The organism is Streptomyces sp. V2I9 (assembly GCF_030817475.1).
Lineage (GTDB): Bacteria > Actinomycetota > Actinomycetes > Streptomycetales > Streptomycetaceae > Streptomyces.
Window position 1 is genome coordinate 4,471,336 of sequence record NZ_JAUSZJ010000002.1, and the last position, 25,947, is coordinate 4,497,282.

At 72.3% G+C, this 25,947-nt stretch carries 16 protein-coding genes, 1 pseudogene and 1 CRISPR repeat array; of the genes and pseudogenes, 9 read left to right on the plus strand and 8 right to left on the minus strand.

The window, feature by feature from the left end; genetic code table 11:
* Positions 1-67: 67 nt before the first annotated feature.
* From casB to QFZ71_RS19920, 5 genes are all read right to left on the minus strand, one after another.
* A complete protein-coding gene (gene casB / locus QFZ71_RS19900) occupies positions 68-820 on the minus strand; it encodes a type I-E CRISPR-associated protein Cse2/CasB (RefSeq protein WP_307669538.1) in 753 nt (250 codons plus the stop codon).
* Entirely contained in the window at positions 817-2,430 is a 1,614-nt protein-coding gene (gene casA, locus QFZ71_RS19905; RefSeq protein ID WP_307669539.1) for a type I-E CRISPR-associated protein Cse1/CasA, read from the minus strand. The genes casB and casA overlap by 4 nt, the downstream gene beginning before the upstream one ends.
* A 154-nt stretch (positions 2,431-2,584) precedes the next feature.
* Positions 2,585-5,452: a CRISPR-associated helicase Cas3' gene (cas3, locus tag QFZ71_RS19910; RefSeq protein ID WP_307671521.1), complete on the minus strand. Its 2,868-nt coding sequence runs from the start codon at positions 5,450-5,452 to the stop codon at positions 2,585-2,587.
* A gap of 171 nt (positions 5,453-5,623) precedes the next feature.
* Positions 5,624-8,824: a CRISPR direct-repeat array (repeat unit 29 nt; unit sequence GTGCTCTCCGCGCGAGCGGAGGTGAGCCG).
* Positions 8,825-8,963: 139 nt separating this feature from the next.
* A complete protein-coding gene (locus QFZ71_RS19915) occupies positions 8,964-9,599 on the minus strand; it encodes a hypothetical protein (RefSeq protein WP_307669540.1) in 636 nt (211 codons plus the stop codon).
* A gap of 35 nt (positions 9,600-9,634) precedes the next feature.
* A complete protein-coding gene (locus QFZ71_RS19920) occupies positions 9,635-11,656 on the minus strand; it encodes a hypothetical protein (RefSeq protein WP_307669541.1) in 2,022 nt (673 codons plus the stop codon).
* Between the two features lie 275 nt (positions 11,657-11,931).
* Here QFZ71_RS19920 and QFZ71_RS19925 point away from each other — a divergent pair, with 275 nt between their 5' ends.
* The gene (locus QFZ71_RS19925; RefSeq protein ID WP_307669542.1) at positions 11,932-12,525 is read left to right on the plus strand and encodes a hypothetical protein; all 594 of its coding nucleotides are present in this window, start codon (positions 11,932-11,934) and stop codon (positions 12,523-12,525) included.
* Between the two features lie 289 nt (positions 12,526-12,814).
* Entirely contained in the window at positions 12,815-14,104 is a 1,290-nt protein-coding gene (locus QFZ71_RS19930) for a glycosyltransferase family 39 protein (RefSeq protein ID WP_307669543.1), read from the plus strand.
* A 285-nt stretch (positions 14,105-14,389) separates the two neighbouring features.
* Here QFZ71_RS19930 and QFZ71_RS19935 read toward each other — a convergent pair whose 3' ends face one another.
* Positions 14,390-14,782 (minus strand): DUF192 domain-containing protein, encoded by a 393-nt coding sequence (locus tag QFZ71_RS19935; protein WP_307669544.1) that lies wholly within the window; start codon positions 14,780-14,782, stop codon positions 14,390-14,392.
* Between the two features lie 124 nt (positions 14,783-14,906).
* Here QFZ71_RS19935 and QFZ71_RS19940 point away from each other — a divergent pair, with 124 nt between their 5' ends.
* The 3 genes from QFZ71_RS19940 (at position 14,907) to QFZ71_RS19950 (ending at position 17,598) form a co-directional block, all read left to right on the plus strand.
* A complete protein-coding gene (locus QFZ71_RS19940; RefSeq protein WP_307669545.1) occupies positions 14,907-15,881 on the plus strand; it encodes an A24 family peptidase in 975 nt (324 codons plus the stop codon).
* 224 nt (positions 15,882-16,105) lie between these two features.
* On the plus strand, positions 16,106-16,996 hold the full coding sequence (locus tag QFZ71_RS19945; RefSeq protein ID WP_307669546.1) for a class I SAM-dependent methyltransferase: 891 nt from the start codon (positions 16,106-16,108) through the stop codon (positions 16,994-16,996).
* A 137-nt stretch (positions 16,997-17,133) separates the two neighbouring features.
* Complete coding sequence (locus tag QFZ71_RS19950) at positions 17,134-17,598, plus strand: hypothetical protein (protein WP_307669547.1); 465 nt, start codon at positions 17,134-17,136, stop codon at positions 17,596-17,598.
* Between the two features lie 168 nt (positions 17,599-17,766).
* Here QFZ71_RS19950 and QFZ71_RS19955 read toward each other — a convergent pair whose 3' ends face one another.
* Positions 17,767-18,966 (minus strand): winged helix DNA-binding domain-containing protein, encoded by a 1,200-nt coding sequence (locus QFZ71_RS19955; RefSeq protein ID WP_307669548.1) that lies wholly within the window; start codon positions 18,964-18,966, stop codon positions 17,767-17,769.
* Positions 18,967-19,329: 363 nt separating this feature from the next.
* Positions 19,330-20,380: pseudogene (gene mgrA / locus QFZ71_RS19960) on the minus strand (L-glyceraldehyde 3-phosphate reductase).
* A gap of 262 nt (positions 20,381-20,642) precedes the next feature.
* Here mgrA and QFZ71_RS19965 point away from each other — a divergent pair.
* The 4 genes from QFZ71_RS19965 (at position 20,643) to QFZ71_RS19980 (ending at position 25,900) form a co-directional block, all read left to right on the plus strand.
* Entirely contained in the window at positions 20,643-21,404 is a 762-nt protein-coding gene (locus tag QFZ71_RS19965; protein WP_307671522.1) for an isoprenyl transferase, read from the plus strand.
* A 414-nt stretch (positions 21,405-21,818) separates the two neighbouring features.
* Positions 21,819-23,141, plus strand: coding sequence for a PhoH family protein (locus QFZ71_RS19970; protein ID WP_307669549.1), 1,323 nt, complete (start codon positions 21,819-21,821; stop codon positions 23,139-23,141).
* Between the two features lie 389 nt (positions 23,142-23,530).
* Entirely contained in the window at positions 23,531-24,244 is a 714-nt protein-coding gene (locus tag QFZ71_RS19975) for a transglycosylase SLT domain-containing protein (RefSeq protein ID WP_307669550.1), read from the plus strand.
* Between the two features lie 186 nt (positions 24,245-24,430).
* A complete protein-coding gene (locus QFZ71_RS19980; RefSeq protein WP_307669551.1) occupies positions 24,431-25,900 on the plus strand; it encodes an AI-2E family transporter in 1,470 nt (489 codons plus the stop codon).
* The last annotated feature ends 47 nt before the right edge of the window (positions 25,901-25,947 follow it).

Below are 25,947 nucleotides of genomic sequence, written 5' to 3' on the forward strand. Positions count from 1 at the left end.
GGGCGGGGAGGTCCTGAGGGGAGGGAAGGCGTCCGGGGGACGGTTCGGAGGGGCTGGGTCGTAGAGGTCAGGGAGAGTCGGGGGCTTCCGTCGGGCCGGCCACCTGTTCCTGTTCGTCGGCCTCATCGGCCTGGTGCGCGGCCTCTTCGTTGCGCAGGCGGTAGAAGTCCTGGAGCCAGGTCCGGGAGATCCGCCCGGAGCGGGTGCGCCAGCTGCCGAGGTCGTCCAGGAGCTGGGCCCAGTCGATTTCCACGCCCAGCGACCGCAGATAGCCGACAGACGAGGGAAGGTGCCGGTGCAGGCCGTTGACGCTCTGACGGGTGAGGAGGTTGAGGCGGCTCTCAGCCGTGCCGGCCCGCATCTCCTTCTCGCGGCCCGGCCCCTCGGTGACCGCGGTGGCGAACGCTGTCCCGAGGCTGGTGCGGTGCCGCCGAGGTGCGCTGCCGGTGAGCTCCTGCCCGCCGGGCTGGACCGGCCCGTCGTCCGCGTGCCCGGCGGACGCCAGTGCGCTGCGGGGCTGGGCCGCGATCATCGCCGCGACCGCGTAGTAGGCCCGCTCCACATCAGGGGAGCGCCGCTCGGGGAGCCACCGGGCGATCAGGCGGTGCATGCGGCGCACGGAGTCGAGGTCCTTGCGCAGACCGCTGCGCAGGGCGCTGCGGGCGCCCGGATCAGTGCTGCAGACCTGCTCGACCCGGGTGGTGAACGCCCTCTCGTGGCTGCGGCGCGCTGTGCCGCTCTGCTGGGGGACGATCGTGGTCACCCCGGCCGGCGGGGCAGGCGGTGCGTCATGGGTGATGGGCGGGGGAGTGGCGGTCATCCGGTGGGCTCCTTGGTCTTCGCGCGAGAACTGGGCGAGGCCGACGACCGGGATTTCCGACGCTGGCCGTAGAGGTCGAGGCGGGCCTGGGAGACTGCCTTCGCGCCGCGGACGGTGCGGGTGACGGGCTCGGTCACGGCGTCGTACGCCGTTTCGGCCAGGCGGAGGAATGCCCGGCGGGTGGCTGCCGGGTCGAAACCACCGTCGGCCGCGTCACCGGTGCGATCCAGGAGGCGGAACCGTGCCCAGAACTCCGCCTCCGCGCGGGGCCAGTAGCGGGCGCCGGCCTCCGCCGCCCAGGCGGCACCGTCCGCCTTGGCGTCCCTGACGTAGGCGGCCCAGGCGCGTTTGACGGCCCGGTCGAGGTTCCGGCCGTACAGCTCTCCGAGCTGCCGCAGCCGACCGACGGCGGGAACGGTGCGGGGGTCGTTGTCCTCCGCATATCCCAGAACCACCGGGGTGCTCGCGTCGATGAACTGGGTGTCCTTGGCCTGGCCCTCCTGGTCGAACCCGAGCGCCCGCACCCGCAGGTCCTCGGAGACCTGGACCGCCGTGCGGAAGACGCGGGGCTGCTGAGGGTGTGCGCTGCCTTCCGGCGGGTTCTGCAGCAGCAGTGCGTCCAGGTCCCGCCACAACGCGCGCCCGGCGTCCGCGGGGCGCGGGTAGCGGTTGCCCTGCTGGCTGGTCTGCCAGATGAGGTAGTCGTCCTCGCGCGGCATCCGCTCACCCCGGTAGGCCCAGGTGATGTAGGCATCCCGCACCCTCATGCCGTCCTTGTCCGGCAGCAGCAGAAGGGCGTGCTGGGAGCGGGCGGTGTGCCGCGAGCGGGGGCCCCGCGATCGCCTCCTCGGGTGTTCGGGGTCGGGCAGGTCCTCCTGTTCCCACGGGCACAGGTCCTCCTTGCCGACCACCTCGTCCTCCGGGGGGACGAGGCCGGCGAGCAGCGTTTCGAAGAGGGAATCGCCCTCGGGGTGGTACGACAGCGCCGTCCGGAGCGGGCCGGCGGTGGCGCTCGCGTGCTTCACCCCGTTCACCTCACGGGACGAACACCGGCCCGACGGCCCGTAGTAGTGCCACACCAGCAGGCTGAGGAAGGCTTCGGGGGCGGTCGGCAGCTCGGGCGCGGTGTCCGTGTCGTGCCGGAACCAGGAGTGGTTGTTGCCCGAGGGGCGGGTGACGATGAGTTTGTTGACGCCGGCGGTGTTCGACCCGTCGCACTGCTCCGCCAGCCGGGGGTCCTGCATCCAGGGCCGGCCGCCGGGAGCGAACAGGAAGAACCGGTCCTCGAACTCCCGGAAGTACGCCTCCACCCTCTCGGGCGAAAGCCGACCGGCGTCGCGAACGTCCAGCCGGCGTACGTCCCAGTCACCTTCGGGACCCTGCTCGGTCAGCTCCGCCACCCTGGCGGTGAGCGCGTACAGAATGCGGAGCAGGGCTGCGTGCGCGGGGGCGTCGGCGATCGCCAGGGACTCGATGTCGTGGCTGCGCAGCAACAGCTCACGTAGCCCGACGAGGTCCGGAAGCCCTCCGGCGTCGGGCGCCGTGAGACCGGGCCTCCACCGGACGGGGACACATGGCTGGTGGATCAGGTTGTAGGTGCCGGTCGGCATGGAGGTGTCCTGTCGTCGTTCGGGCCGCACTGCGGGTGAGGAGGGGGCGGACCGGGGGCACGCCGATGGGCGGCGCTCAGCGGCAACTCGGCTACGCAGCACCACACTTGAAACGTAGCGGATACGTGCTCGATGTGTGATCCGATCGTGAAGATCACTGGGCTTCGAGGCCGACGTCCGATATCGACATCGTGTGGCGCCCGTGGCGGCACGTCCAACTGCCGTCCGTGGCAGGGGTCATGTGCAGCAGTGCGAGGTCGCGGAGAGAGGGATGCGTCCCCCATGCCCGGGGCGCCTCGGTGCCGGAGTCATCGCCGCGCAGCCATCGGCCCGGTACCGGGGCCACCCGTCGCGCGACATCGGCCAGCTCCGCCTGCCGGAGGCCGTACCGGCCCCCAGCGGGCATGGGCACCTTGCCGTACGGGTCGAGCGTCGTGGTCCCGTCCGCCTGCTCGTACAGACACAGCACGCGGCCCGTGTCCGCACCCAGGCGGGTGGTCAGCAGATCCTGCGTCACTCCCGCCTCCCGCGTGGACAACTCGCTGAGGTCGCCCTTCATGTCCGCAGGGGAACAGATGCTGGTCCAAGCCGCGAGATGCCGTTCGGCCGCCTCGCCCGCCAGCCGCTCCTCGTCCAACCGCACCAACTCCTCACGGGCGGCCCCCTCCAGCCGGTCGACGAATTCCTCCTCGTACACCTCGTCGACCAACCGCTGCACGTCGTCGGGCACCGCGATGCCGTCCGGCGCGCGCTCCTGCAACAACCGTGACGTACGCAGGAGCAACCCGGCGTCGTAGACCGTCCCCCACGAACGGGGCGGCTTCGATTCCCCAGCCTCCGTGAGCGGGTCAAGGACCACCAGGGCGGGCTCGTCCTCGGCGGCCGCCCACGCCGGCCGGCCGAGCGGTCCACGCCGGTGCCGCCGCCCGCGCCCGGCACGCTGCAACAACTGGGCGAGCGGTGCCAGATCGCTCACGACCAGGTCGAAGTCGAAATCCAGGGACTGTTCCACCACCTGCGTCGCCACGAGGACCGACGCCGCCCGAACCGCAACCGGCCCGTCTCCCGGCTTCCCGTACGCGGCCTCGCACTCGGCTGTGATCGCCGCCCGTACGTCAGCCGGGTAGCGGGAATGCAGCAACCGGACCCCGCCAGGGGCCGCCGCAAGGTGAGGGAAGGCCGCACACACGTCCCGGTACGTCTGCTGGGCTTCCGCCACCGTCGTGCAGCACACCAGCGCGGTGCCGCCGTCCGCTGCCACGGGTGCCAGCACCTCCCGCAGCGCCGCACGCCGGCCTCCCTCCAGCACCGGCGTACCGGCCGGCTCCGAGGTGTCCCATACCACCGGCCGACGGGACACCTTCAACGTCCGGGCACGATTGCTCTTCGTACCGCGCGCCGGTGACACCACCCCCGAGGCGGTACCCGCGAACAGCCAACCGGGGTAGCGCGGCACCACGGCCGACGACAGGCGAACCCCGGCACCACGCCGGTACGCGTCCACGAGCGACCCGGCCGTACGTCCCGTCAGCGTGGCCGACAGCAACACCACCGGGGCACGCATCTCGCCCAGCCACTCCAGCAGGCGCACCAGCAGCTGATGCATCCACGGTCCGTATGCGTGCGCTTCATCGACGACGAACACTTTGTCCGACAGCCCCAACAGCCTCAACACGTTGTACCGCAGCGGGAGGACCCCACTCAGAGCCTGGTCGATCGTCCCCACACCCAGCGGAGCGAGCAGTCCACGCTTCGCACCCCGCAGCCATCCGTCCGCCTCGACCGCGGTCTCTCTCCCGGCGCTGATGGCTTCCCCACCGGTCCGGTCGCCGGGCGTGTCGGCATGATGGTCACCGCCCGGCGAACTCAGCCACGCCATCGAGTGCAGCAGCATGAGCGCCCGCTCCCCGGACAGCGCCCGGGTGGCGAACGCCTCCACCCGCGGCAGCATCGCGTCCGCGGTCCCCATCGTCGGCAGTGCGAAGTACATCCCCCTGGAGCCCGCCGCGCGTCCCAGCAGTGAGGCCGCGAACAGTGCCGCCTCCGTCTTGCCGTCCCCCGTCGGGGCCGTCACCAGCACCAGACCCGGACCGTGCTCTTCGATCATCGCCGGCAGGTGCTCCACGAGGTCCTGTTGCAGGCTGTTGGGCGGGAACGGGAACATCGCCCCGAAATCCCCGGTGGAGAACTCGGCCCGGCCGAGTCGCGCCGCCCGGACCACGTCCGGGGCCGCCTTCACCGCATCCCGCCAGTGGGCATCGATCTCGGCGGTGGTCCCCGACCATCCGGGACCGGGAATGCGCGCCGCGATCACCGACGTCCGACTCGCCAGCCAGTCCGCCACCACGACCAACCCGGACACCACTACGGCCAGCCCCGCAGGCAACTCCCCCCGAGGGACGGCCGACGCCCCCGTGGCCCGCCGCACCTCCTCGAAGTGCACCTGCCGCTGTTCTGCCCAACCGCCCGAGCCGAGCCCCGGGTTGTATGCGGCGGCCTGCTTGGCCTGCTTGGCCTTCAGGGTCGCTCCGAAAACCCCATGGTGGCCGCCCAGCAACTGGGCGATCTGATGACTCACCGACCTGTGCATCAGACGCTCGTGGTCGGGATACCCGATCTGTGCGAAGAGGCTGTAGAGGGACCAGTGGGAGGCGATCTCGTGACGGAAGCCCTTCTCGCCCTCGGCGCCTGGTGCGTTGACGTACGCCGGATCGTTCCGAACTGGGCCGTAGAGCGAGGGAACCTGAGCCTGGAAGGGCGGAGTGATCTTGCCGATGTCATGCAATCCGGCCCAGAACGAAACCACGGAGCGTGACTCTGCGACGCTCAGGCCGAGCGCACCCGCGATCGCCGACCTGGTCTCCCCGCTCATGACGACATCCCAGAGCTGCTGGAACACCGCACTGGTGTCGAGGAGGTGGCACACCACGGGATACGGCCTCGGCAGCCCGCTCTCCTTCCCCCACAGGCGGGCATCCAGAACGCAGTTGCAGGAGGGCTCCGACTCGGCGCGCTTCAGCATGTGCACAGAGATAGCACCTCCCACTGACAGCGGCGCCAAAAGGCCCAAGACGGCCCGGAGATGAGGGCGTGGTCCTACACTCACTGCGCGACGGCAGGGAAGGGAGACCCATGCGTGACCGCCTTGTGCAAAGAAACGGCAAAGGGGTCGAGTAAGGCCAGGTCGCGAAGGGTGCTCTCCGCGCGAGCGGAGGTGAGCCGACGATGTCGTCGCTCCTCCGGGTGGACAAGTAGTGCTCTCCGCGCGAGCGGAGGTGAGCCGGATCTCTGGCAGTCCCAGATGGCTCGCCGCTCGTGCTCTCCGCGCGAGCGGAGGTGAGCCTGGGGACTCACAGGAGACTGCCGGGGTCAACTCGTGCTCTCCGCGCGAGCGGAGGTGAGCCGACCCGGCGGGCGCGCAGGGGGATCAGGCCGCCGTGCTCTCCGCGCGAGCGGAGGTGAGCCGTCAGGCCGGAACGAGGTCCGTGACGGTCTGTCGTGCTCTCCGCGCGAGCGGAGGTGAGCCGGTACTGCGAGGCGAGAAGACGTCGTCCGCAGAGTGCTCTCCGCGCGAGCGGAGGTGAGCCGTAGCCCATGCGCTCGTACTACACCCGCGATCAGTGCTCTCCGCGCGAGCGGAGGTGAGCCGACTGACCTCACGAAGTGGCGCGAGACGACCGGGTGCTCTCCGCGCGAGCGGAGGTGAGCCGCCCGCAGAGAAACCCGCGCGAACGCGCGACACGTGCTCTCCGCGCGAGCGGAGGTGAGCCGGCGGTTCCACACCCCGGCGAAATCTGCGATGGGTGCTCTCCGCGCGAGCGGAGGTGAGCCGGTGGGTGAGGAGGGGCCGGCCGCGGTGGACCGGTGCTCTCCGCGCGAGCGGAGGTGAGCCGGGGACGCTGGACGACGTCTCCGAGGCGTCCCGGTGCTCTCCGCGCGAGCGGAGGTGAGCCGCTCCCCGAGATCAAGCCTCGCGCCGGGGACGCGTGCTCTCCGCGCGAGCGGAGGTGAGCCGCAGGCGGCTCCGACGATCCTCGTTCCTTTCACGTGCTCTCCGCGCGAGCGGAGGTGAGCCGCACGTCAACGCATCCTCGGCGGCGTCGTCCAGGTGCTCTCCGCGCGAGCGGAGGTGAGCCGAAGCTTCGTGAGTTTCAGCGTGTGACACAGGTGTGCTCTCCGCGCGAGCGGAGGTGAGCCGCCGTGAAGATCCTGTCTCGCTTTCTGGCCGGTGTGCTCTCCGCGCGAGCGGAGGTGAGCCGGTCAGTAGAGAGTGATCCTCCCAAGACACCTCGTGCTCTCCGCGCGAGCGGAGGTGAGCCGACGTTCTTCAACTGGCTGGTGGACGAGGAGGAGTGCTCTCCGCGCGAGCGGAGGTGAGCCGTGCCGGCCGCGCCGGACGACGTGGCCGACTGGGTGCTCTCCGCGCGAGCGGAGGTGAGCCGTCGTGTTGACCGCCGCGCCGAATGTGCGGGACGTGCTCTCCGCGCGAGCGGAGGTGAGCCGGCTTCTCCAGGGCGTTCTTGTCGCGGTCGTCCGTGCTCTCCGCGCGAGCGGAGGTGAGCCGGCGGCGCCGAGCTGGGCGGAGCGCCTGCCGCGGTGCTCTCCGCGCGAGCGGAGGTGAGCCGCAAGGCGGGGAGGTTCGCCAACGTGGCACGAGGTGCTCTCCGCGCGAGCGGAGGTGAGCCGCATCGTGAGGTTGGTGTGCGTGCCCTTCTCGCGTGCTCTCCGCGCGAGCGGAGGTGAGCCGGTCTCCGGCCCGGTCTCGGTGAGCCGTGCGACGTGCTCTCCGCGCGAGCGGAGGTGAGCCGGCGGACCAGACCCGCCGCACCGCAAAGGAACAGTGCTCTCCGCGCGAGCGGAGGTGAGCCGCCGGGTACTCCAACCTCCGCATCGGTGACCACGTGCTCTCCGCGCGAGCGGAGGTGAGCCGTTGTCGGGGGGCTTCTGTTGCGGGGTACCCACGTGCTCTCCGCGCGAGCGGAGGTGAGCCGCGGTCCTGACCAACTGGGGCGCGGTCGAGTCCGTGCTCTCCGCGCGAGCGGAGGTGAGCCGATCAAGCGTCGATCAGCGGCACGCCGGTCGGCGTGCTCTCCGCGCGAGCGGAGGTGAGCCGTCGTCGCCGTACTGCTCCAGCCACGACAGGGCGTGCTCTCCGCGCGAGCGGAGGTGAGCCGCTGCTCACCCCGGTCGACGCCCCGGTCGCCGCGTGCTCTCCGCGCGAGCGGAGGTGAGCCGGAGTAGGGACATGGGAACCGCCGAGAAAGTGGGTGCTCTCCGCGCGAGCGGAGGTGAGCCGTCATCAGCAGCGCCCGCGACGTTCGCGGCGTAGTGCTCTCCGCGCGAGCGGAGGTGAGCCGGTCGAGGCGGCGGAGACCGCCCGAGACGAGCGGTGCTCTCCGCGCGAGCGGAGGTGAGCCGATCAGCTTGAGCAGGCGGCTGGCCGAGACTCCGTGCTCTCCGCGCGAGCGGAGGTGAGCCGGTCCCGGAGAGTTCGAGGCGGGTGGACTGGACGTGCTCTCCGCGCGAGCGGAGGTGAGCCGCCCTTGCGGAGCACGGCCAGGAGGCCGAGCGAGTGCTCTCCGCGCGAGCGGAGGTGAGCCGCCATCAGCGGCACCCACGCGGGGCGCTGAGTTGTGCTCTCCGCGCGAGCGGAGGTGAGCCGCCCGACGGCTTCCCCTCCGCCTCCTCGGTGGAGTGCTCTCCGCGCGAGCGGAGGTGAGCCGCCGTCCACGCAGCAGGTCGTCAGCCCGGAGAGGTGCTCTCCGCGCGAGCGGAGGTGAGCCGAGTTGCCCCGCAATGCGGTGACGGAAGACCGGGTGCTCTCCGCGCGAGCGGAGGTGAGCCGGATCTGTTCAAAGAGAGGCGACAGCCGTGGACGTGCTCTCCGCGCGAGCGGAGGTGAGCCGCCCCGCCACGCCCTGCGTCAACCATCTTGAACGTGCTCTCCGCGCGAGCGGAGGTGAGCCGGTGGCGGTGAAGGCGCTCACAGGGCACCTGCCGTGCTCTCCGCGCGAGCGGAGGTGAGCCGCGCCGCCGTACAACCCCCGCGCCCTCTCAGGAGTGCTCTCCGCGCGAGCGGAGGTGAGCCGTGAGCACCCCCCTCATCTTGAAGACCGCGCAGGTGCTCTCCGCGCGAGCGGAGGTGAGCCGCTCTGCACCACCGGGCGCACCCTCCGCCAGGCGTGCTCTCCGCGCGAGCGGAGGTGAGCCGGCCAACGACGCCCTGGACGCCCTGGACGCCTGGTGCTCTCCGCGCGAGCGGAGGTGAGCCGCGCCGCCCCCAGCGCACTTGCGCCGCGACACTGTGCTCTCCGCGCGAGCGGAGGTGAGCCGCAGGCATGACGGTGATGCTGCGGACCCTGCGCGTGCTCTCCGCGTGAGCGGAGGCGGGCGTTTCGGTTGCCGTTCTCGTAGTCGACCCCGCCTCCGAGAACTGGTCCCGAGACTTGGTCGCCCAGGGCCCCCGTCGTAGCCGCACAACCTGATCTGCCCATCTCGTGGGCGGCAGAGTCACAACCGCAGTTTGTGCAGCTCTACTTGACCGTGATCGATTCCACGAACGCGTCCAGGTCCTCCGCGTCGACCGCGTCCTTCACCGCGTTCAGGCGTACCACGAACGGCACGCCCTTCGTGTCCACGCCCGCGACCAGGACCCCGGTCATCGGCGTCCCCCTGGACGGGGTGTTCTCCTGGCCGTCCGCCGTGAAGTCGTAGTCGATCCGGCGGGCTTCGCGGGCTTCGCGGGCGTCCGCCGGGCCCGCCAGGCGTACGTCCTCCGTCGCCTTGCGGGTGGAGTTCAGGCCGATGCCCGCCCCCGCCGCCGCGGCCGCGCCGGCCGCGTCGCGCACGCCCGTGGCGAAGTTCAGCTGGACCGAGACCATGCCGGTGCGGATGCCGTCCTCCTCCTTGAGCGCGACGGCCGCGTTGGCCTTGGCCCGTTCGCCCGCCGGCTGTTCCGCGTACCCCTCGTCCTTCGGGTAGCCGACGCTCAGGCTCTTCGTGTCCAACGTTCCCCAGCCCTCCGGCACGGTGGCCCCGCTCCCGGAATCGCCGCCGCACCCGGACAGGAGCAGGGCTGCTCCCACGACCGCCGCCGCGACGGCCGCCCTGCCTGCCCGCGCTCCCCGTGTCCCCCGTGTTCCCCACGGCCTGGACGCTCTGGCCCGCATCGCTCGGTTCACCGTCCTTCCGCCTCTCCGGATCGTCACTTCGCGCAGTAGCTGTACGGAAGATACGTGCGCGCGTCGCCCCGCGGGGCCCCGAGGAACCGTGCGTCCGTCAGCGTCTCCTTCTTCTCCTCCGTGGACAGGGAGAGTCCGAGGCTCATGCCGAGCGAGATCTCGAAGCCGAACTCCTGGGCGTCGCTCTCACCGGTGTACCGCAGCGTGCTCGACAGGCCGTCCTCGAACATCAGCTGCTGGAACGGGTCGGTGCCGTCCGGGCGGTTCTCCATGCCGTGGTCGCCGAAGAGGTACTCGAAGGGGGCGGTGTTGTTGCCGGAGCCGTCCAGCCACTGTTCGGCGACGGCCCGCTTCGCCTCCGTTCCCGCGTCCGTGTCCTTGCCGAAGACGATCGAGTTCGTCACCACGTCGATGCCGGTCTCCCCGGAGGAGTCGGACACGCCGCCCTTGCCGCCGCGCTTGTCCTTGCCGTTCTCGCCGTTGTCGCCACCGGCCTCGACCTTGCCGGACGTCGAGCCGCTCTCCACCGTCTGCGTCATGTCGATGCGGACGATCTTCCCGGTCTTCTGGTCGCGGGTCACGGTGATGGCGCCGGTGCGGCTCTGCTTGGCGCCCACGGTCCCCTTGAGGGGGCCCGCGCTCCCGCTGGCCTTGCCGTCCAGTTCGAGCTTGGCGGTGTACGTGGACGACTCGTTGCCGTTCACGTCGTCCCGCGTGATCGTCACCTCGGGCGAGAAGGTCGCCTTGCCGCCCAGTTTGACGCCGAGTTCGTCCTCGTCGCCGCCCTTGACGGCGAGTCCGCCGTCCGCGTACGCGTTGAGGCCGACCGTCGAGTAGGAGATCTTCTTGTCACCGATCTTCTTCTCGATGGCCTCCTTCTTCTCCGCCCACTTCATCGCGGAGTACCAGCCGCCGCCGTAGCCGCCGCTGTGCTTGGTGGAGGTCTCCCACAGCTTCATCTCCTCGATGTCGTCCCGCATCCGCCGAGCTTCTTCCTCGCTCGTGAAGATCCAGGTGTCACCGTTGGTGATCTTGATGCCGCCGCCGATGTCGACGTCCGCCTTGCCGAGGTTGCCGAGCTTCACGCCCGGTGTGCTGGCGGTGGCCCCGGCGGAGGCGGCGTCGGTGAACGTCATGGAGACGATCTTGTCCTTCCCGTCGACCGTGCCGTCGCCGTTCACATCGGTGTTGGCCTGGGAGACCTTCTGCTGGAAGCCGTACTCCTCGCCCCACTCGAACCAGCCGACCTTGACCTTGCCCCCGGCCGTGTCCGAGATGCTGGAGACCTGGCACATCTTCGGCTCGTAGTCCGCGTCGGTCTTCGGCTTCGCCTCGGGGGAGGGGCCGCCGGAGGCGCAGGAGCCGCCGCCCCCGGCCAGCGAGCTGATCGCGCACCGCAGGCGGTCCCCGATCTTCCCGCCGACCCCGGCCATCGCCATCGCACCGATCAGCAGGGTGACGAGGACGACGACGCCCAGGTACTCCGTCGCCGTAGCGCCGCCGTCCCGCCAGTTGTACGCATACCGGGGCGGCTCCGGGTCCCGTGTGGCGCGCTCCTCCACGAGGCGGTCGACGGCCACCCCCGACGCCGCGCCGGCCGCCAGCGACACGGCGGGCATGAGGACGCCCTCGATCCCGACGACGTCCCCGGTGAGGGCGAAGCCGTACAGCAACCCGCCCATCGGTACGGCCAGGACCGCCAGCAGATACAGGGTGCGCGAGGACTCGCGGTGCTCCTCGGGCATGACGCGGGCGGCGGCCAGGACCGTCAGGAGCGTCACGACGAGTGCGGGCAGATGGATCAGGGCCAGTCGCCAGCCGAAGGTCTCCCACCGCGCCTCGGTGCCCAGCAGATCGACCAGGACCCTGCTCGTGACGAAGCCGAGGGCGAGATAGACGAGACCGCCGACCACCCAGCTCCGGGTCAGCGCGAAGAACCGGCTGCCTCGGCGGCTCCGGTCAGGGGCGCCGGCGCCGGGGACGACGTGGCGCCCCTGCCGTAGGTGGCCCGCGCTCCGGTCTCCCCAGCCCCCGCCACCGTTCACGGCGCACCTCTCCTCGACCCCGCGCGTGTTGCCCGACGGCTGTGAGCGTACGGCCGGACGACCGCCCCGGCTCGGGTCCCCGGCCCCAAAGGCGGACCCACGTGCGGGCCCACGTGCAGGGGAGGTGAGCGAGGTTGGGGCGGGCGTTCCGCCGGGACCGCCCATGGGTCCGTGGGCCCACGCCGCCTCCACCACCGCTCAGTACGCTCGGATGTGCCGGTGGCCGCCGACCGCGACGCCGCCGCGATGCCGAGTGATGGGGTGGGGCGGGTGTGATGGGTGCCGGATTCTTCTACTCGTACCACCTGGGCTGGTCCCGGTTGGACGCCCGGACCCTGCTGGGCGACCTGGAGGCCGAAGGGCTGCGCCCGGTGCACCCGGTGACCGGCCGCACGGTGCTCGTCAGCCTCGACTCCGCGTCCCTGGGGGCCCGTTCACCCGTCACCCGCGAGCAGCTGCTGTCCCTCGCCGGCCTCCAGCGGCTGCACGAGGTCGGGTTCCGGCTGTGGGCCGACGCGGGTCCCGACCTCCTGGTGCGCATCCGGCGGGCCCGAGCCGGCGTCGTCGCCGTCGAGTTCTCCGTGGGGGAGCTGCCCGGCCCGGAACGGGAGCACGCGGTGAGCGCCATCCGGCGGACCGTCGGCCGGGCCTCCGTCCTCTGCATCGGCTTCGTCGTGGACCGGAGCGGAGCGACGGCCGCCACCGACTGGGACGGTGTCGTCATCGAGGGTGCCGCCCACCTCGACGCCTGGCCGGACACCGTCGCCGTACGGGACGGGACCGCCGCCCGCCACCCGCAGCTCGCCGCCGTGGACGCGGTGGACATGGCCCCGTGGAAGGTGTTCGGGAACGAGGTGCTGGGGGTCTGAGCCGGAGAGCCGGAGGACTGGGGAGCCGGGGGAGCGGGCCACGGGGAGTCTGAGCGGGGGAGCGCGCCGGGCCGGGGGTTCCGGTCATCGGGGCGCCGTGGCGGACCCCAGCCCACCAGGTCCAGCTTCTTGCCCACCAGGTCCAGCTTCTTCGCTACCGGGCCAGGTCTCTGCCCACCGGGCCAGGTCTCTGCCCACCGGTCCAGGGTCCCGGCTCCTCGACCGTGCGGTCCGACCCATCGGGGCGCCGTGGCGGAGCGGGCCCGTCATCGACGCCATAATCGGCCATATGTCCGATCACCAGCTCCGCCCCCGGACGCCGACGCCCGCCGCTCCGACGCCCGCCGCTCCGGCCCCCGGCCCGCGCGTCCTCGGCCACCGGGCCGCCGCCGCGTTCCGCGCCGCCGCGCCCGCGCTCGCGGTCTACGCCGCCGTGCGGGCCCTGGGGCTCCTGGTCTTCTGGGTGGCCGCCTCGGTCGCCGGGAAGGACCCGCTCGGGCCGCTCAGCGGACGCTGGGACTCCGTCTGGTACCAGCGCATCGCCGAGAACGGATACGGCTACACCGTCACCCTCCCGGACGGCGCCGTCCACCCCGATCTGGCGTTCTTCCCCCTCCTCCCCGTGCTGGAACGCGCCGTCTCCGCCGTGACCCCGCTCACCCTCGGCGGCGCGGGCCTCCTGGTCGCCTGGACGGCCGGGCTGCTCGCCGCGTGGGGCATCTACGCCGTGGGGGCGCGGCTGCGCGGACGGCGTACGGGGGTGGTGCTGGCCGCGCTCTGGGGCGTCTACCCGACGGCGTTCGTCCAGTCGATGGCGTACACCGAGACCCTGTTCACCGCGCTCGCCGCCTGGGCGCTGTACGCGGTCCTCACCGGCCGCTGGATCGTGGCGGGCGCACTCTGCGTCCTGGCCGGGCTGACCCGCCCCACGGCGGCCGCGCTCATCGCCGCGCTGGCGATCACCGCCGCCACCACCCTCGTACGGGAGTACCGCACGAGGCGCGAGGCGGGGGAGCGGAAGCGCGAGGCGGGGGAGCGGAAGCGCGAGGCAGGGGAGCGGAGGGAGGAGCGCCGCGCGGGCCCTCTGCCGCGCCGGCACGGCCGGATGCTCGCGGGCGTGGTGCTCGCACCGCTGGGCTGGCTGGCGTACGTGGTGTTCGTGGCCGTACGGGAGGGCAGCCCGTTCGCGTACTTCGAAGTCCAGGCGCAGTGGGGCAACAACATCGACGGCGGCGTCGCGCTCGCCTCCTTCATCGCCGGTCTGCCGTGGCCCGCCACCCTCGGCCTGTGCGCGGTGCTCGGGCTGCTCGGGTGGCTGGTCGTCCTGTGCGTACGGCAGCGGCAACCGCTGCCGGTCCTCGTCTACGCGATCGCGATCGTCGTCATCTCACTGATCGGCGCCGGGTACTTCGGCTCCCGGCCGCGCCTGATGATGCCCGCCTTCCCGCTGCTGCTCCCGCCCGCAGCCGCTCTCACGCGGCTGCGGACGACGGGGCGCACGGCCGCCACGCTCACCGTCCTCGCCTGCGCGTCGGCGGCCTACGGGGCCTGGACCCTCCTGGGCGCGGGCCCGCCGTAGAGAACCCGCGCCGGGTGCGGGTGGCTACGGGCTCCGGCGTCGGCTTCTGCTGACCCTGACAGGCACCGGCCTTCCACGGGGTCCGGGGCCTGGACGCTCAGGGGGTCCCGGATGTTCCTGGTTCGGGCTGCGGCGCCCGGACGCTCAGGGGGTCCCGGATGTTCCTGGTTCGGGCTGCGGCGCCCGGACGCTCACGGGGTCCCGGATGTTCCTGGTTCGGGCTGCGGGGCCTGGACGCTCATGAGGTCCCGGATGCTCCTGGTTCGGGTTCCGGCGCCCGGTCGTTCACGCGGGTCCGGACGTCTCCGGTGCGGGGGCCGCCGCCGTCAGCTCCACCCGTACCCCCGGCCGCACCCCCCACCGCTCCATCGCCCCGGCCTCCGCCTCCACCACGTGCCGGGCCCGTGGCCGGGGCAGCCCGAGGCGGCCGGGCTTCATCGTGGTGACCGCCAGGACCCGGAACTTCCGGTCCAGGTACGCCACGTCGATGGCGAACCGCATCCTGAAGGTGTGCACGCTCCCGCACGGGGTGAGCATCAACGCCCCCTCGATCCCGTCCCGCCCGAGCAGTCCCCGCGTACGGGCCCGGTACGAGGCCGCGATACGCAGCGGCACCTCCCGCGCCCCGGAATCCGTGCCGACCGTGAGCGTCCCGTCGCCATCGCGCCATGTCCTCATGGGCACCGACCGTAGCCCCCGGCGGAGGCGTACGGCTCCCGAACGGCGGCGCTTGGGTCCTGGCCGGCCGCTCTGGGCCCTCGGACCCAAGACCCCTGCGTCCGAAGCCCGTTAGGGTCGTCCCGTGGACGCCGTGCTGCTCGTCGTCGCCGCGGTCTGGGGTGCCGTCACCGGACCGCTGATCCCGCGTGCCGCCTACCGGTTCGCCGTCGAGCCGGAGGAGCCGTGGCGTACGGCGTGCCCGGCGGGCCACCCGCTCACCGGCCCGGTACGGGGCTGGCTCGGCCCGGCCCGCTGCACCCCCTGCGCCACTCCGGGAGCCCCGTCCGCTCCGGGAATGCCCGCCACTCCGGGAACGCCGGCCCCTTCGGGGATGCCCGCCACTTCGGGCACACCTGCGGCGCCGGACCGCGACGCCGCCGGCACCTCGGCCCCCGCTCCGGGAGCCCCGTCCGCTCCGGGGACGCCCCCCGCCCCGGACCCCGGCACCTCCCCGGCCGCAGCCCCGGTCCCCAGCCCAGCCCCGGCACCCGGCGGACCCGTCCGCCACCCCGCCGTCTACGCGCCCCGCCTCCTCACCTCCGTCGTCACCGTGTTCGTCTGCGTCGCGCTCGCCGCCGCCACCGGGGCCCGGCCCGAGCTGATCGTGTGGCTGGCGCTGACGCCCGTCGCGGTGCTCCTCGCCGTGGTGGACCGGAGGGTGCACCGGCTGCCCGACCCGCTGACCCTGCCCCTGGCGGGCGCGGCCGTCCTGCTGCTCGGGGCCGCCGCGCTGCTTCCCGGTCACGGCGGATCCTGGACCTCCGGCCTGCTCGGCGGCCTGGCCCTCGGCGGCTTCTACTTCCTGCTCTTCCTGATCAACCCGAACGGCATGGGCTTCGGCGACGTGAAGCTGGCCCTCGCCCTGGGCGTGGCCCTCGGCTGGTACGGCTGGGCCGTGCTGTTCCTCGGCGGGTTCGCCGGGTTCCTGTTCGGGGCGGTGTACGGACTCGGCCTGGTGCTCCTGCGCCGGGCGGGGCGCAGGACAGGCATCCCCTTCGGCCCGTTCATGATCGCCGGGACGCTGACCGGCCTGCTGCTGGGGGCCCTGGCTGTGTGAGAGCCACGCGAAAAGGCTTCCGCCCGCTCCTCCCGTGAGCCACACCCGTGAGCCACACCCCCGTGAGCCACACCTCCGTGAGCCACACCCCACCCTCCTGCCCACCCCCTTCAGCCACCCTCCTGCCCACCCCCTTCAGCCACCCTCCCGCCGTGCCCGGTGCCTCGCCCCCACCCGTACCGAATCCGTTCGCCCCCTCCGGGCCCGCCTGACACGATTGCCCCATGCCCGAACGATCCGCCTCCGCCTCTGCCTACGACCCCGCCCCCGCACCGGAGCCCGCCCCCGAGCCCGCACCCGCCCCAGCGCCGGAGGACGTTCCCGAGGTGCCCGTCCCCTTCGCCTCCGCCGCCTCCCGCGACCGGTTCGAGGCCCTCGTCGCCGAAGCCGACGCCGTATCCGTGGACGGCTGGGACTTCTCCTGGCTCGACGGACGGGCCACCGAGCAGCGCCCCTCCTGGGGGTACGCCCGTGCGATGGCCGACCGCCTCGGCCGGGCCCACGCCGCGCTCGACCTCCAGACCGGCGGCGGCGAGGTGCTGGCCTCCGCGCCGAAGCTCCCGCCGGTCACCGTGGCCACGGAGGCGTGGCCGCCCAACGTCGCCCGTGCCACCGCCCTGCTGCACCCGCTCGGCGCGGTCGTCGTCGCCGACGAGGACGAGCCGCCGCTGCCCTTCGGGGACGCCGCCTTCGACCTCGTGGTCAGCCGGCACCCGGTCACCACGTGGTGGGAGGAGATCGCGCGCGTCCTCACCCCCGGCGGTACGTACTTCTCCCAGCAGGTCGGTCCGGCCAGCGTCTTCGAACTCGTCGAGTACTTCCTCGGCCCGCAGCCGCCCGAGGTCCGCCGTGCCCGGCACCCCGACGACGCGCGCTCCGCCGCGACGGCGGCCGGACTCGACGTGGTGGACCTGCGCTCCGAGAAGCTGCGCACCGAATTCCACGACATCGGCGCGGTCGTCTACTTCCTGCGCAAAGTGATCTGGATGGTGCCCGGATTCACCGTCGAGCGGTACCGGCCGCAGCTGGCCGCCCTGCACCGGCGGATCGAGGAGGAAGGACCGTTCCTCGCGCACACCACCCGTTTCCTCATCGAGGCCCACAAGCCCGGCTGACGGCTCCCGGATCGCGCCGCCGGTCAACCCGCCCGCCCCGTACGTCAGTTCACCACGCCGGGACGCAACGGGATGGTGCGGACAACCGTCCTACTCCCCGGAGTGACGCACCCGCGCACAGCGAAGGAGAGGCGGCCATGACCGTGGAGCGGGAGGACTGCGCGGTGTCCGCCGGACGCGCCCGGCACGGCAAGGGCGACTGGCTCACGGGGGCCAGGGTCACCGCCGTCCTCGGGGTGTACTACCTGCCGGAGGGGCGGGTGGGCGAGCCGGAGGCCGTCGAGTTCGTCCTCGCGGACGGCCAGTCCGTCCTGTTGACCTGCGCCTCCGACCGTACGCTGCGCGTGACGCCGGGCGCTTGGCCGCGGCTGCCCGACTGGTGCGTACCGGCGAGCCGTTGGCAGCACGCCCCGCCCGCACAGCTGCCGGCGGTGCCGTACGGGGGCGCGTGGACGGTCGTGGGCACCCAGGAGCTGAGGAACGCCGACGGAGAGGTGCTCCAGGCGGTGATCCGGTGCGAGGAAGGGGACTTCGTGGTGGTCGCCGGAGACACGATGGCGATTCGCTTCGACCCCCGCACCTGCCCCGGACACCGCCCCTGACCCGGACACGGCCCCTGCCCCCGGACACCGCACCTGTCCCCGGACACTGCCCCTGACCCGGATACGGCCCCTGACCCGGACACGGCCCCTGCCTCCGGACACTGCCCCTGACCCGGACACCGCCCCTGACCTTCCACCGGCCCGCAGCCCCGGCGCGCCCCCAACTCCCTACGCGTGCGCGCCCACCGTCACCGGGCCGACCGTCAGTTCCGCCGTCCCCTCCATGATCGCGGCGACCCGTTCCACCTGCTCCTCCAGCTCCCGCAGCCGGGGCGCGGGCAGCGGTTCCAGCGGCTCCACCGTCACCGCGATCCGGCGGCCCGAGCGGCGCGGGTGCCAGACGCCGGCCACCGTGCCGTCCACCAGCAGCACCGGGTAGTTCCCCGCCTGCCCGCCCGCTAGGGCCCGTTCGTACGCGGCCCCCGGGAACAGCTCCGTACGGGGCCAGGAGGCGATGGCGAAGGCGTCGAAGTACGGGAGCAGCCGCACGCCGCGCGCCCGGTCCGCCGGGAACTCCGTGTCGCCCGCGACCACCCAGGCGGGGCCCTCGCCCTCGAACGCCACCTCCTCGATGGCCCCCGCGTCGGCCAGCGCCGCGAACTGCCCGGCCACCCAGGGCTTCGGCGCGGCGAGCCACCGGGCCAGGTGGGCGGGGGTGGCGGGCCCGTACGCGTACAGGTACCGCTCGATCAGGGCCGCCACCGCACCGGGCCCGGGCAGCGGGGTGCATCCGGGGTTCGTGTACGTCGCCTTCCGGCCCCGGTTCGGGGCGTAGGCGAGGACGCCCCGGTGGCCCGCCAGGTGCAGGACCTGCCGCCAGCGCGGCCACATCGACTGGAAGCCGGGCATCACCAGGTCCCCGGCCCACGGTCCGGTCCGCGCGACGACCTCGTCGGAGAGCTCGTCGATCGTCAGCTCGGCCCCGGTCAGCGCGGCCGCGATCCCCGCGACGACCTCCTCCACCTGGTCCGGGGTCATCCGGGCGTCCCGGGGGAAGGGGCTCGCGCCCGTCGGTACGGAGGAGAGGGCCCCGGTCCACAGCGGCAGCTCCGCCGCGGGCAGCAGGTGCACCGTGCCGCGCGGGCCGAACGTCTTGACCAGGCTCCGGTCGGTCCACAGGGCCGTACGGACGTCCGTGCGGGTCAGTCCGTCGCCGCGCAGCCCCACCGACAGCTCGGCGGCCGACAGCACCTGGGCGTGCGCGCCGAGCATCGCGGACACCGCATCGGCCGGAGACGCGGAGGGAGAGGAGGCGGTGCCGGGGAGGAGGTGCTGGCGGGCGAGCCGCCGGGCGTTCGCCCCCGCCCAGGTCACGGTCGTACGCGAGGGCGGGGCCGGAGTGGTCGTCCCACGGGATCGGTTCGTCATACCTCGAACCTAGAGCCCCTTCAGGTCAGGTTCTGTCCTTTTCCCGCCCCGGCGGCGTCAAGGCGGTGACACCGGGCGACCCCTCGACACGGAGGCCGATAACGGGGCCGCCGCCTCGGCCGGAGCGGGGTGCGGCCCGCCCGGAACGCGGTCCGGCGATTCCGGAGAGTAGTGACGGAGTGGCGTGGCACCCGGCGGGACTTACGAAGGGTTATGGTGGAAACCCCCCCTCGGGCCGGTCCGTATCCCCCCCCACGGACCGGCCCGTTTTTTCATGGGCCCGCTTCCGGGCCGGTCCGTTCACTCATGGGCCCGCCCCGGCCGCTCTCCGGGGCACGTCGGTCGTGGTCCGCCCGGAAGGCGTCAGCTCCGGCCCGCCCAGATGTTGGCGCCCGCCGTGTCCACCGCGAAGGCGTCGATCTCCCGCAGTTCCTCGGCGGTGAGCGCCGGGGCCGCGAGGGCCGCCACGTTCTCCTCCAGCTGCTTCACGTTCGACGCCCCGATCAGCGCCGACGTCATGCGGCTGTCCCGCAGCACCCACGCGATGGCGAGCTGGGCCAGCGACTGGCCGCGGCCGCGCGCGATGGCGTCGAGCCCGTTGAGGCGGCGGACCACCTCGTCGGAGAGCAGCGCCGGGTCGAGGGACTTGCCCTGGGTGGCGCGCGAGCCCTCCGGAATGCCGTTCAGGTACTTGCCCGTGAGCAGGCCCCTGGGCGAGCGGCACGAAGGAGATGCAGCCCATCCCGGCCGCCTCCAGGGTGTCCAGCAGCCCGTCGTCCTCGATCCAGCGGTTGATCATGGAGTAGGACGGCTGGTGGATCAGCGCCGGAACGCCCATCTCCCGGAGCAGCCGGGCCGCCTCGGCGGTCTGCGCCGCCGTGTACGAGGAGACGCCCACGTACAGCGCCTTGCCCTGCTGGACGGCGGACGCCAGGGCGCCCATCGTCTCCTCCAGCGGGGTGTCCGGGTCGAAGCGGTGCGAGTAGAAGATGTCGACGTGGTCGAGGCCCATTCGCTTCAGGGAGGCGTCGAGCGAGGACAGCAGGTACTTCCGGGAGCCCCACTCGCCGTACGGGCCGGGGTGCATCAGATAGCCGGCCTTGGTGGAAATGACCAGCTCGTCCCGGTAGGGGGCGAAGTCCTGGGCGAAGAGCTTGCCGAAGTTCAGCTCGGCCGAGCCGGGCGGCGGGCCGTAGTTGTTGGCCAGGTCGAAGTGGGTGACGCCGAGGTCGAACGCGCGCCGGAGGATCGCCCGCTGGGAGTCCAGGGCGCGGTCGTCGCCGAAGTTGTGCCACAGGCCCAGCGAGAGGGCGGGGAGCTTGAGGCCGCTGCGCCCGGTGCGGCGGTACTCCATGGCGTCGTACCGCGTGTCGGCGGCGCGGTAGTACAGGTCGGGGGAGAGGTAATCAGTCACGTTTCACTCCTTATCACGGAGTTGTGACACACCGGGTTGGGCCCCTGTGACCCGGTCGCAGTAATGTGGCGGCTTCGGGGAATGCCGATGTGCGGCGCGGTGCAGGCCCGCGTGGCCGTGCCCAGTGGCAGGGGGCGCGAACCGCCGCCGAGCGCCCGCGCGGCGCGGGCCGTGCAGCGATCCCCTGCGGGGGACGGCCCCCGGACCCCCGGCGACGGGGAGGGCGGGCCCCGGCCCGTACGGAACCGAGAGGGTGAAAGCAGTGAACTTCCGCGACCTGGTGTACAGGCTCTACGCGCGCCGGGTGGAAGGCCGCCTGGACCACGATCAGGTGCCCAAGCACATCGGAGTCATCCTCGACGGCAACCGGCGCTGGGCCAAGGCGTCCGGTGGGTCGGCCGTGCAGGGCCACCAGGCCGGCGCGGACAAGATCTCCGAGCTGCTCGGCTGGTGCGACGAGACCGACGTCGAGGTCGTCACCCTCTGGATGCTCTCCACGGACAACTTCGACCGCCCCGAACACGAGCTGAAGCCGCTGCTCGGCATCATCGAGAACACCGTGCGCAACCTCGCCGCGGACGGCCGCTGGCGCGTCCACCACGTGGGCACGCTCGACCTGCTCCCGGTGGAGACGCAGACGGTCCTCAAGGAGGCGGAGGAGGCGACGTCCGGCATCGACGGGATAATCGTCAATGTCGCGGTCGGCTACGGCGGCCGCCAGGAGATCGCGGACGCGGTGCGCTCGCTGCTCCAGGAGCACTCCGCGAAGGGGACGACCTTCGAGGAGCTGGCCGAGATCGTCTCCACCGACCTGATCTCCGAGCACCTCTACACCCGTGGCCAGCCCGACCCCGACCTGGTGATCCGGACCAGCGGCGAACAGCGGCTGTCGGGGTTCATGCTCTGGCAGAGCGCCCACTCCGAGTACTACTTCTGCGAGGTCTTCTGGCCGGCCTTCCGCAAGGTCGACTTCCTGCGGGCCCTGCGCGACTACTCCGCCCGCCACCGCCGCTACGGGGCCTGAAGGCCACCGCCGCTACGGGGCCTGAAGGCCCCCGCCGCACATCCCGCCCGACGGCTCCCCTGTCATCCGGTACAGGGGAGCCGTCGCGTCTGCCGGGGGTCATCGCGTGTCCACCGGGGCTTCTCCACACCGTGTCATATGCGGCGGCATGGCTTCGGACGGAACAGGGAATACCCCTGTCAGGTCGACGTCCGGTCATCAACCAGGCGGATGTCGCGTCCAAGTGAGCGGCACCCAGCCCGCTCGCCCGGGAGGCCCTTTGCGCACGGAGGACCGTAGAGAGTCCGCGGCCGATTCGGTGGCCGTGGTCCGGTTCGCGCACAGGAGCCCGTTCCCGGTCCGTCCTCTCCTCTCGGGGAGTTCCGCGACCGTTCGTCGCACTCCCCGACCTCGTCCGAGGGGGTACGTCCTTCCGTGGTGACCAGCAGCAAGCGCCGCATGTCCGACCGGCGCACCTATGTTCTCGACACCAGCGTCCTGCTCGCCGATCCCGGCGCCATGTCCCGCTTCGACGAGCACGAAGTCGTGCTGCCGATCGTGGTGGTCACGGAACTGGAGGCCAAACGGCACCATCCCGAGCTCGGCTACTTCGCCCGGCAGGCCCTGCGCCTCCTGGACGACTTCCGGGTCCGGTACGGCCGGCTGGACGCCCCGATCCCGCTCGGGGACCTGGGCGGAACGCTCCGCGTCGAGCTGAACCACTCCGATCCCGCCGTCCTGCCCGCCGGCTACCGGCTGGGCGACAACGACGCACGGATCCTCGCGGTCGCACGCAACCTCCAGGCAGAGGGGTACGACGTCACGGTCGTCTCCAAGGACCTGCCGCTCCGCATCAAGGCGTCCTCCGTCGGCCTCCTCGCCGAGGAGTACCGCGCGGAGCTCGCCATCACGGAGTCCGGCTGGACCGGCATGAGCGAACTGTCGCTCGCCGGGGAGCAGATCGACCTGCTGTTCGGCGAGGAGACGCTGTACGTTCCCGAGGCCGCCGAGCTGCCCGTGCACACCGGTCTGGTCCTCCAGTCCGAGCGCGGCAAGGCGCTCGGCCGGGTGACGGCCGAGGGCAACGTGCGGCTCGTGCGCGGCGACCGGGAGGCGTTCGGCATCCACGGCCGCAGCGCGGAGCAGCGGATCGCGCTCGACCTCCTCCTCGACAACGAGGTCGGCATCGTGTCGCTGGGCGGACGCGCGGGCACCGGCAAGTCGGCCCTGGCCCTCTGCGCCGGCCTGGAGGCGGTGCTGGAGCGGCAGCAGCACAAGAAGGTGATGGTCTTCCGGCCGCTGTACGCGGTGGGCGGCCAGGAACTCGGCTATCTCCCCGGCAGCGAGGCCGAGAAGATGAGCCCCTGGGCGCAGGCGGTCTTCGACACGCTCTCGGCGGTCGCCGGGCGCGAGGTCATCGAGGAGGTCCTCGGGCGCGGGATGCTGGAGGTCCTGCCGCTCACCCACATCCGCGGCCGCTCGCTGCACGACGCGTTCGTGATCGTCGACGAGGCCCAGTCGCTCGAACGGAACGTCCTGCTGACCGTGTTGTCCCGGATCGGGGCGAATTCGCGTGTCGTGCTCACCCACGACGTGGCCCAGCGGGACAACCTCCGGGTCGGCCGGTACGACGGAGTCGTCGCCGTCGTCGAGAAACTGAAGGGCCATCCGCTGTTCGCGCACGTCACGCTGACGCGGTCGGAGCGTTCGCAGATCGCCGCGCTGGTGACCGAAATGCTGGAGGAAGGGCACATCTGACCTGCATGTCCCGTTGATGCCGCCCGGCGAGCCAAGGAGCTTAGCCGGGCGGCATGCTGCTGTGCCGTCATTTCCGCGAAACCGGAGGGCCAAACGGGGTGTGACCTTTCCCACGCGGCACAGAATTGCCTCCGAGCGTCACCGTCCGGCAGAGTCTTGCTTCCGTCAGGCCCCGCATACGGCACTTGGGCACCTCCAGAGGCGCCACGCACCACACAACTCAACACGAGACGTCCGTATGCCGCCCGCGAGCACCACGCGGCAGCCCCCTCGCCGGGGTTGCGCACCGGGCCCGTGCCTCCCGTGACCCACGCAGTACGGAGGCCAGTGCCAGGGGCACGAACGCGCCCGCGAGGTCACCTAAGCGGGCGATGCTGGAAGGACACCATGTGAGCCGGATCTCGGTCCGGGGGTTCGCCGTGGCATCCGCCACCGCGGTCACCACCGTAGGCGCCGTCGTAGGCGTTGCTGCGGGCGGCGCACCTGCCGCCGACGACAACAACTTCGAGGCAGCCGCAGCCGACACCACGCTGCTCGCAGACATCCCCGCGGGCCAGCAGGCCCAGGTACAGACCGCTTCGCTGATGCAGCAGGCCGATGCCCAGGCATCCGCGGCCGACGCCGCCGCGAAGAAGTCGGCCGAGGAGTCCGCCCGCATCCAGGCAGCCAAGGACGCCCAGTCCAAGAAGCAGGCGGCCAAGGACCGGCTCGAGGCCGAGCGCAAGGCGGAGAAGGAGAAGAAGGAAGCGGCCGAGCGCGCCAGCCGTTCCTCCGCCCGCGACGCCTCCACGTTCGCCGTGCAGGGCTCCTACAGCGTCGCCGAGGTCCAGGCCATGGCCCGTCAGATGGTGCCCGCCGACCAGTTCCAGTGCTTCAGCAACATCGTGAACCACGAGTCGACCTGGAACTACCGCGCGACCAACCCGTCCTCCGGGGCGTACGGTCTGATGCAGGCGCTCCCCGGCCACAAGATGGCCTCCGCCGGCGCCGACTGGCAGACCAACCCGGCCACCCAGATCAAGTGGGGCCTCAGCTACATGGACGGCCGCTACGGCTCCCCGTGCGGCGCCTGGTCCTTCTGGCAGGCCAACAACTGGTACTAGCCGGTCCGGCGAGTCCCCGGACCCGCCCGCTCAACCTTCCGAGGCCCTTCACCGTCCGTACGGTGAGGGGCCTCGCGCGTGTACCGTCGCATCCTGGCGAGTCCGGGAAACAGGCGAAAGGCCGCGAACAGCGCCGAGTCGCGTTCCGGAGCGCTGAGCGGCGGAGATGGGGGAAGGAAAGCAGGCATGTCGAAACTACCGGGCTGGCTGGGCCGCTTCGGGTCCGAACTGACGGAGCTGGGAGCGCGGCTGGACGAACGCCGCGCACGGGCCGCCGCCGATGACGAGCCCTTCACCGTGAAGGGGGCCGTCCCGGAGGACGAGGTCGGGCAGGTGCCCGCGCCTCCGTCGTACGCCCCCTCGGTCGCCGCCAAGCCCGATCCGGTGGCCGCGCTCCCCTGGGGGATGCGGGTCGCCGCCGAGGCCGGGTGGCGCCTGCTCGTCCTCGCCGGGACGCTCTGGGTCCTGATGCGGGTCATCAGCGCGGTCCAGCTCGTCGTGCTGGCCTTCGCCGCGGCCCTGCTCATCACCGCGATGCTCCAGCCGACCGTGGTGCGGCTCAAGCGGATCGGGCTGCCGCACGGCTTCGCCACCGCCGTGACCGCCGTCCTCGGGTTCGTCGTCATCGGCCTGGTCGGCTGGTTCGTGGTGTGGCAGGTGATGGACAACCTGGACACGCTCTCCGACCGCGTCCGCGACGGTATCGACGAGTTGAAGCGCTGGGCGCTCGACAGCCCCTTCCACGTCACCGAGTCGCAGATCAACGACATCGCCAAGAACCTCAGCGACACCATCGGCACCAACACCGAGGAGATCACCTCCGCGGGTCTCCAGGGCGTCACCGTGATGGTGGAGTTCCTCACCGGGCTGCTGCTGGCGATGTTCTCCACGCTGTTCCTGCTCTACGACGGCCGGCGCATCTGGGAGTGGTCGCTCAAGCTCGTGCCCGCCGCCGCCCGCCCGGGGGTCGCCGGGGCGGGGCCGCGCGCCTGGCGCACGCTGACCGCGTACGTGCGCGGCACGGTGCTCGTCGCCCTGATCGACGCCATCTTCATCGGCCTCGGCCTCTACGTCCTCAACGTGCCGCTCGCGGTGCCGCTGGCCGTCTTCATCTTCCTGTTCGCCTTCATCCCGCTGGTCGGCGCCGTGGTCTCCGGGGCGCTCGCGGTGGTCGTCGCGCTGGTCACCGAGGGGGTGTGGACCGCGCTGTGGGCGCTGGTGGTGGTCCTGGCGGTGCAGCAGATCGAGGGCCACATCCTCCAGCCGTTCATCCTCGGCCGGGCGGTCCGGGTCCATCCGCTCGCGGTGGTCCTCGCGGTGGCGACCGGCGGCCTGGTGGCCGGCATCGGCGGCGCGGTGGTCGCCGTACCGCTGGTCGCCGTCACCAACACGGTGGTCGGCTATCTGCGCTCGTACGGGGAACCGGGCGAACACGGCGGACAGCACGGGGCCACCGCGCTGTCCATGAGCCCGGCGCACGCCGGTCCCGCGCCCGCGCCCCCACCCGCGCCTCCGTCCGCGCCCGCGCCTCCGTCCCCACCCGCGCTTCCGTCCGCGCCCGCGCAGCCGTCCGCGCCGCCCGCCCCGGCGGCGGGGGCCGAGGACGGGCCGGCGGCGGACGAGCACCCGCGGGAGAACCGGCCGCCGCAGGAGTAGCGGGGCGGCGGAGCGCGGCACGGAAAGAGCCCCGAGGACGGTCGGTC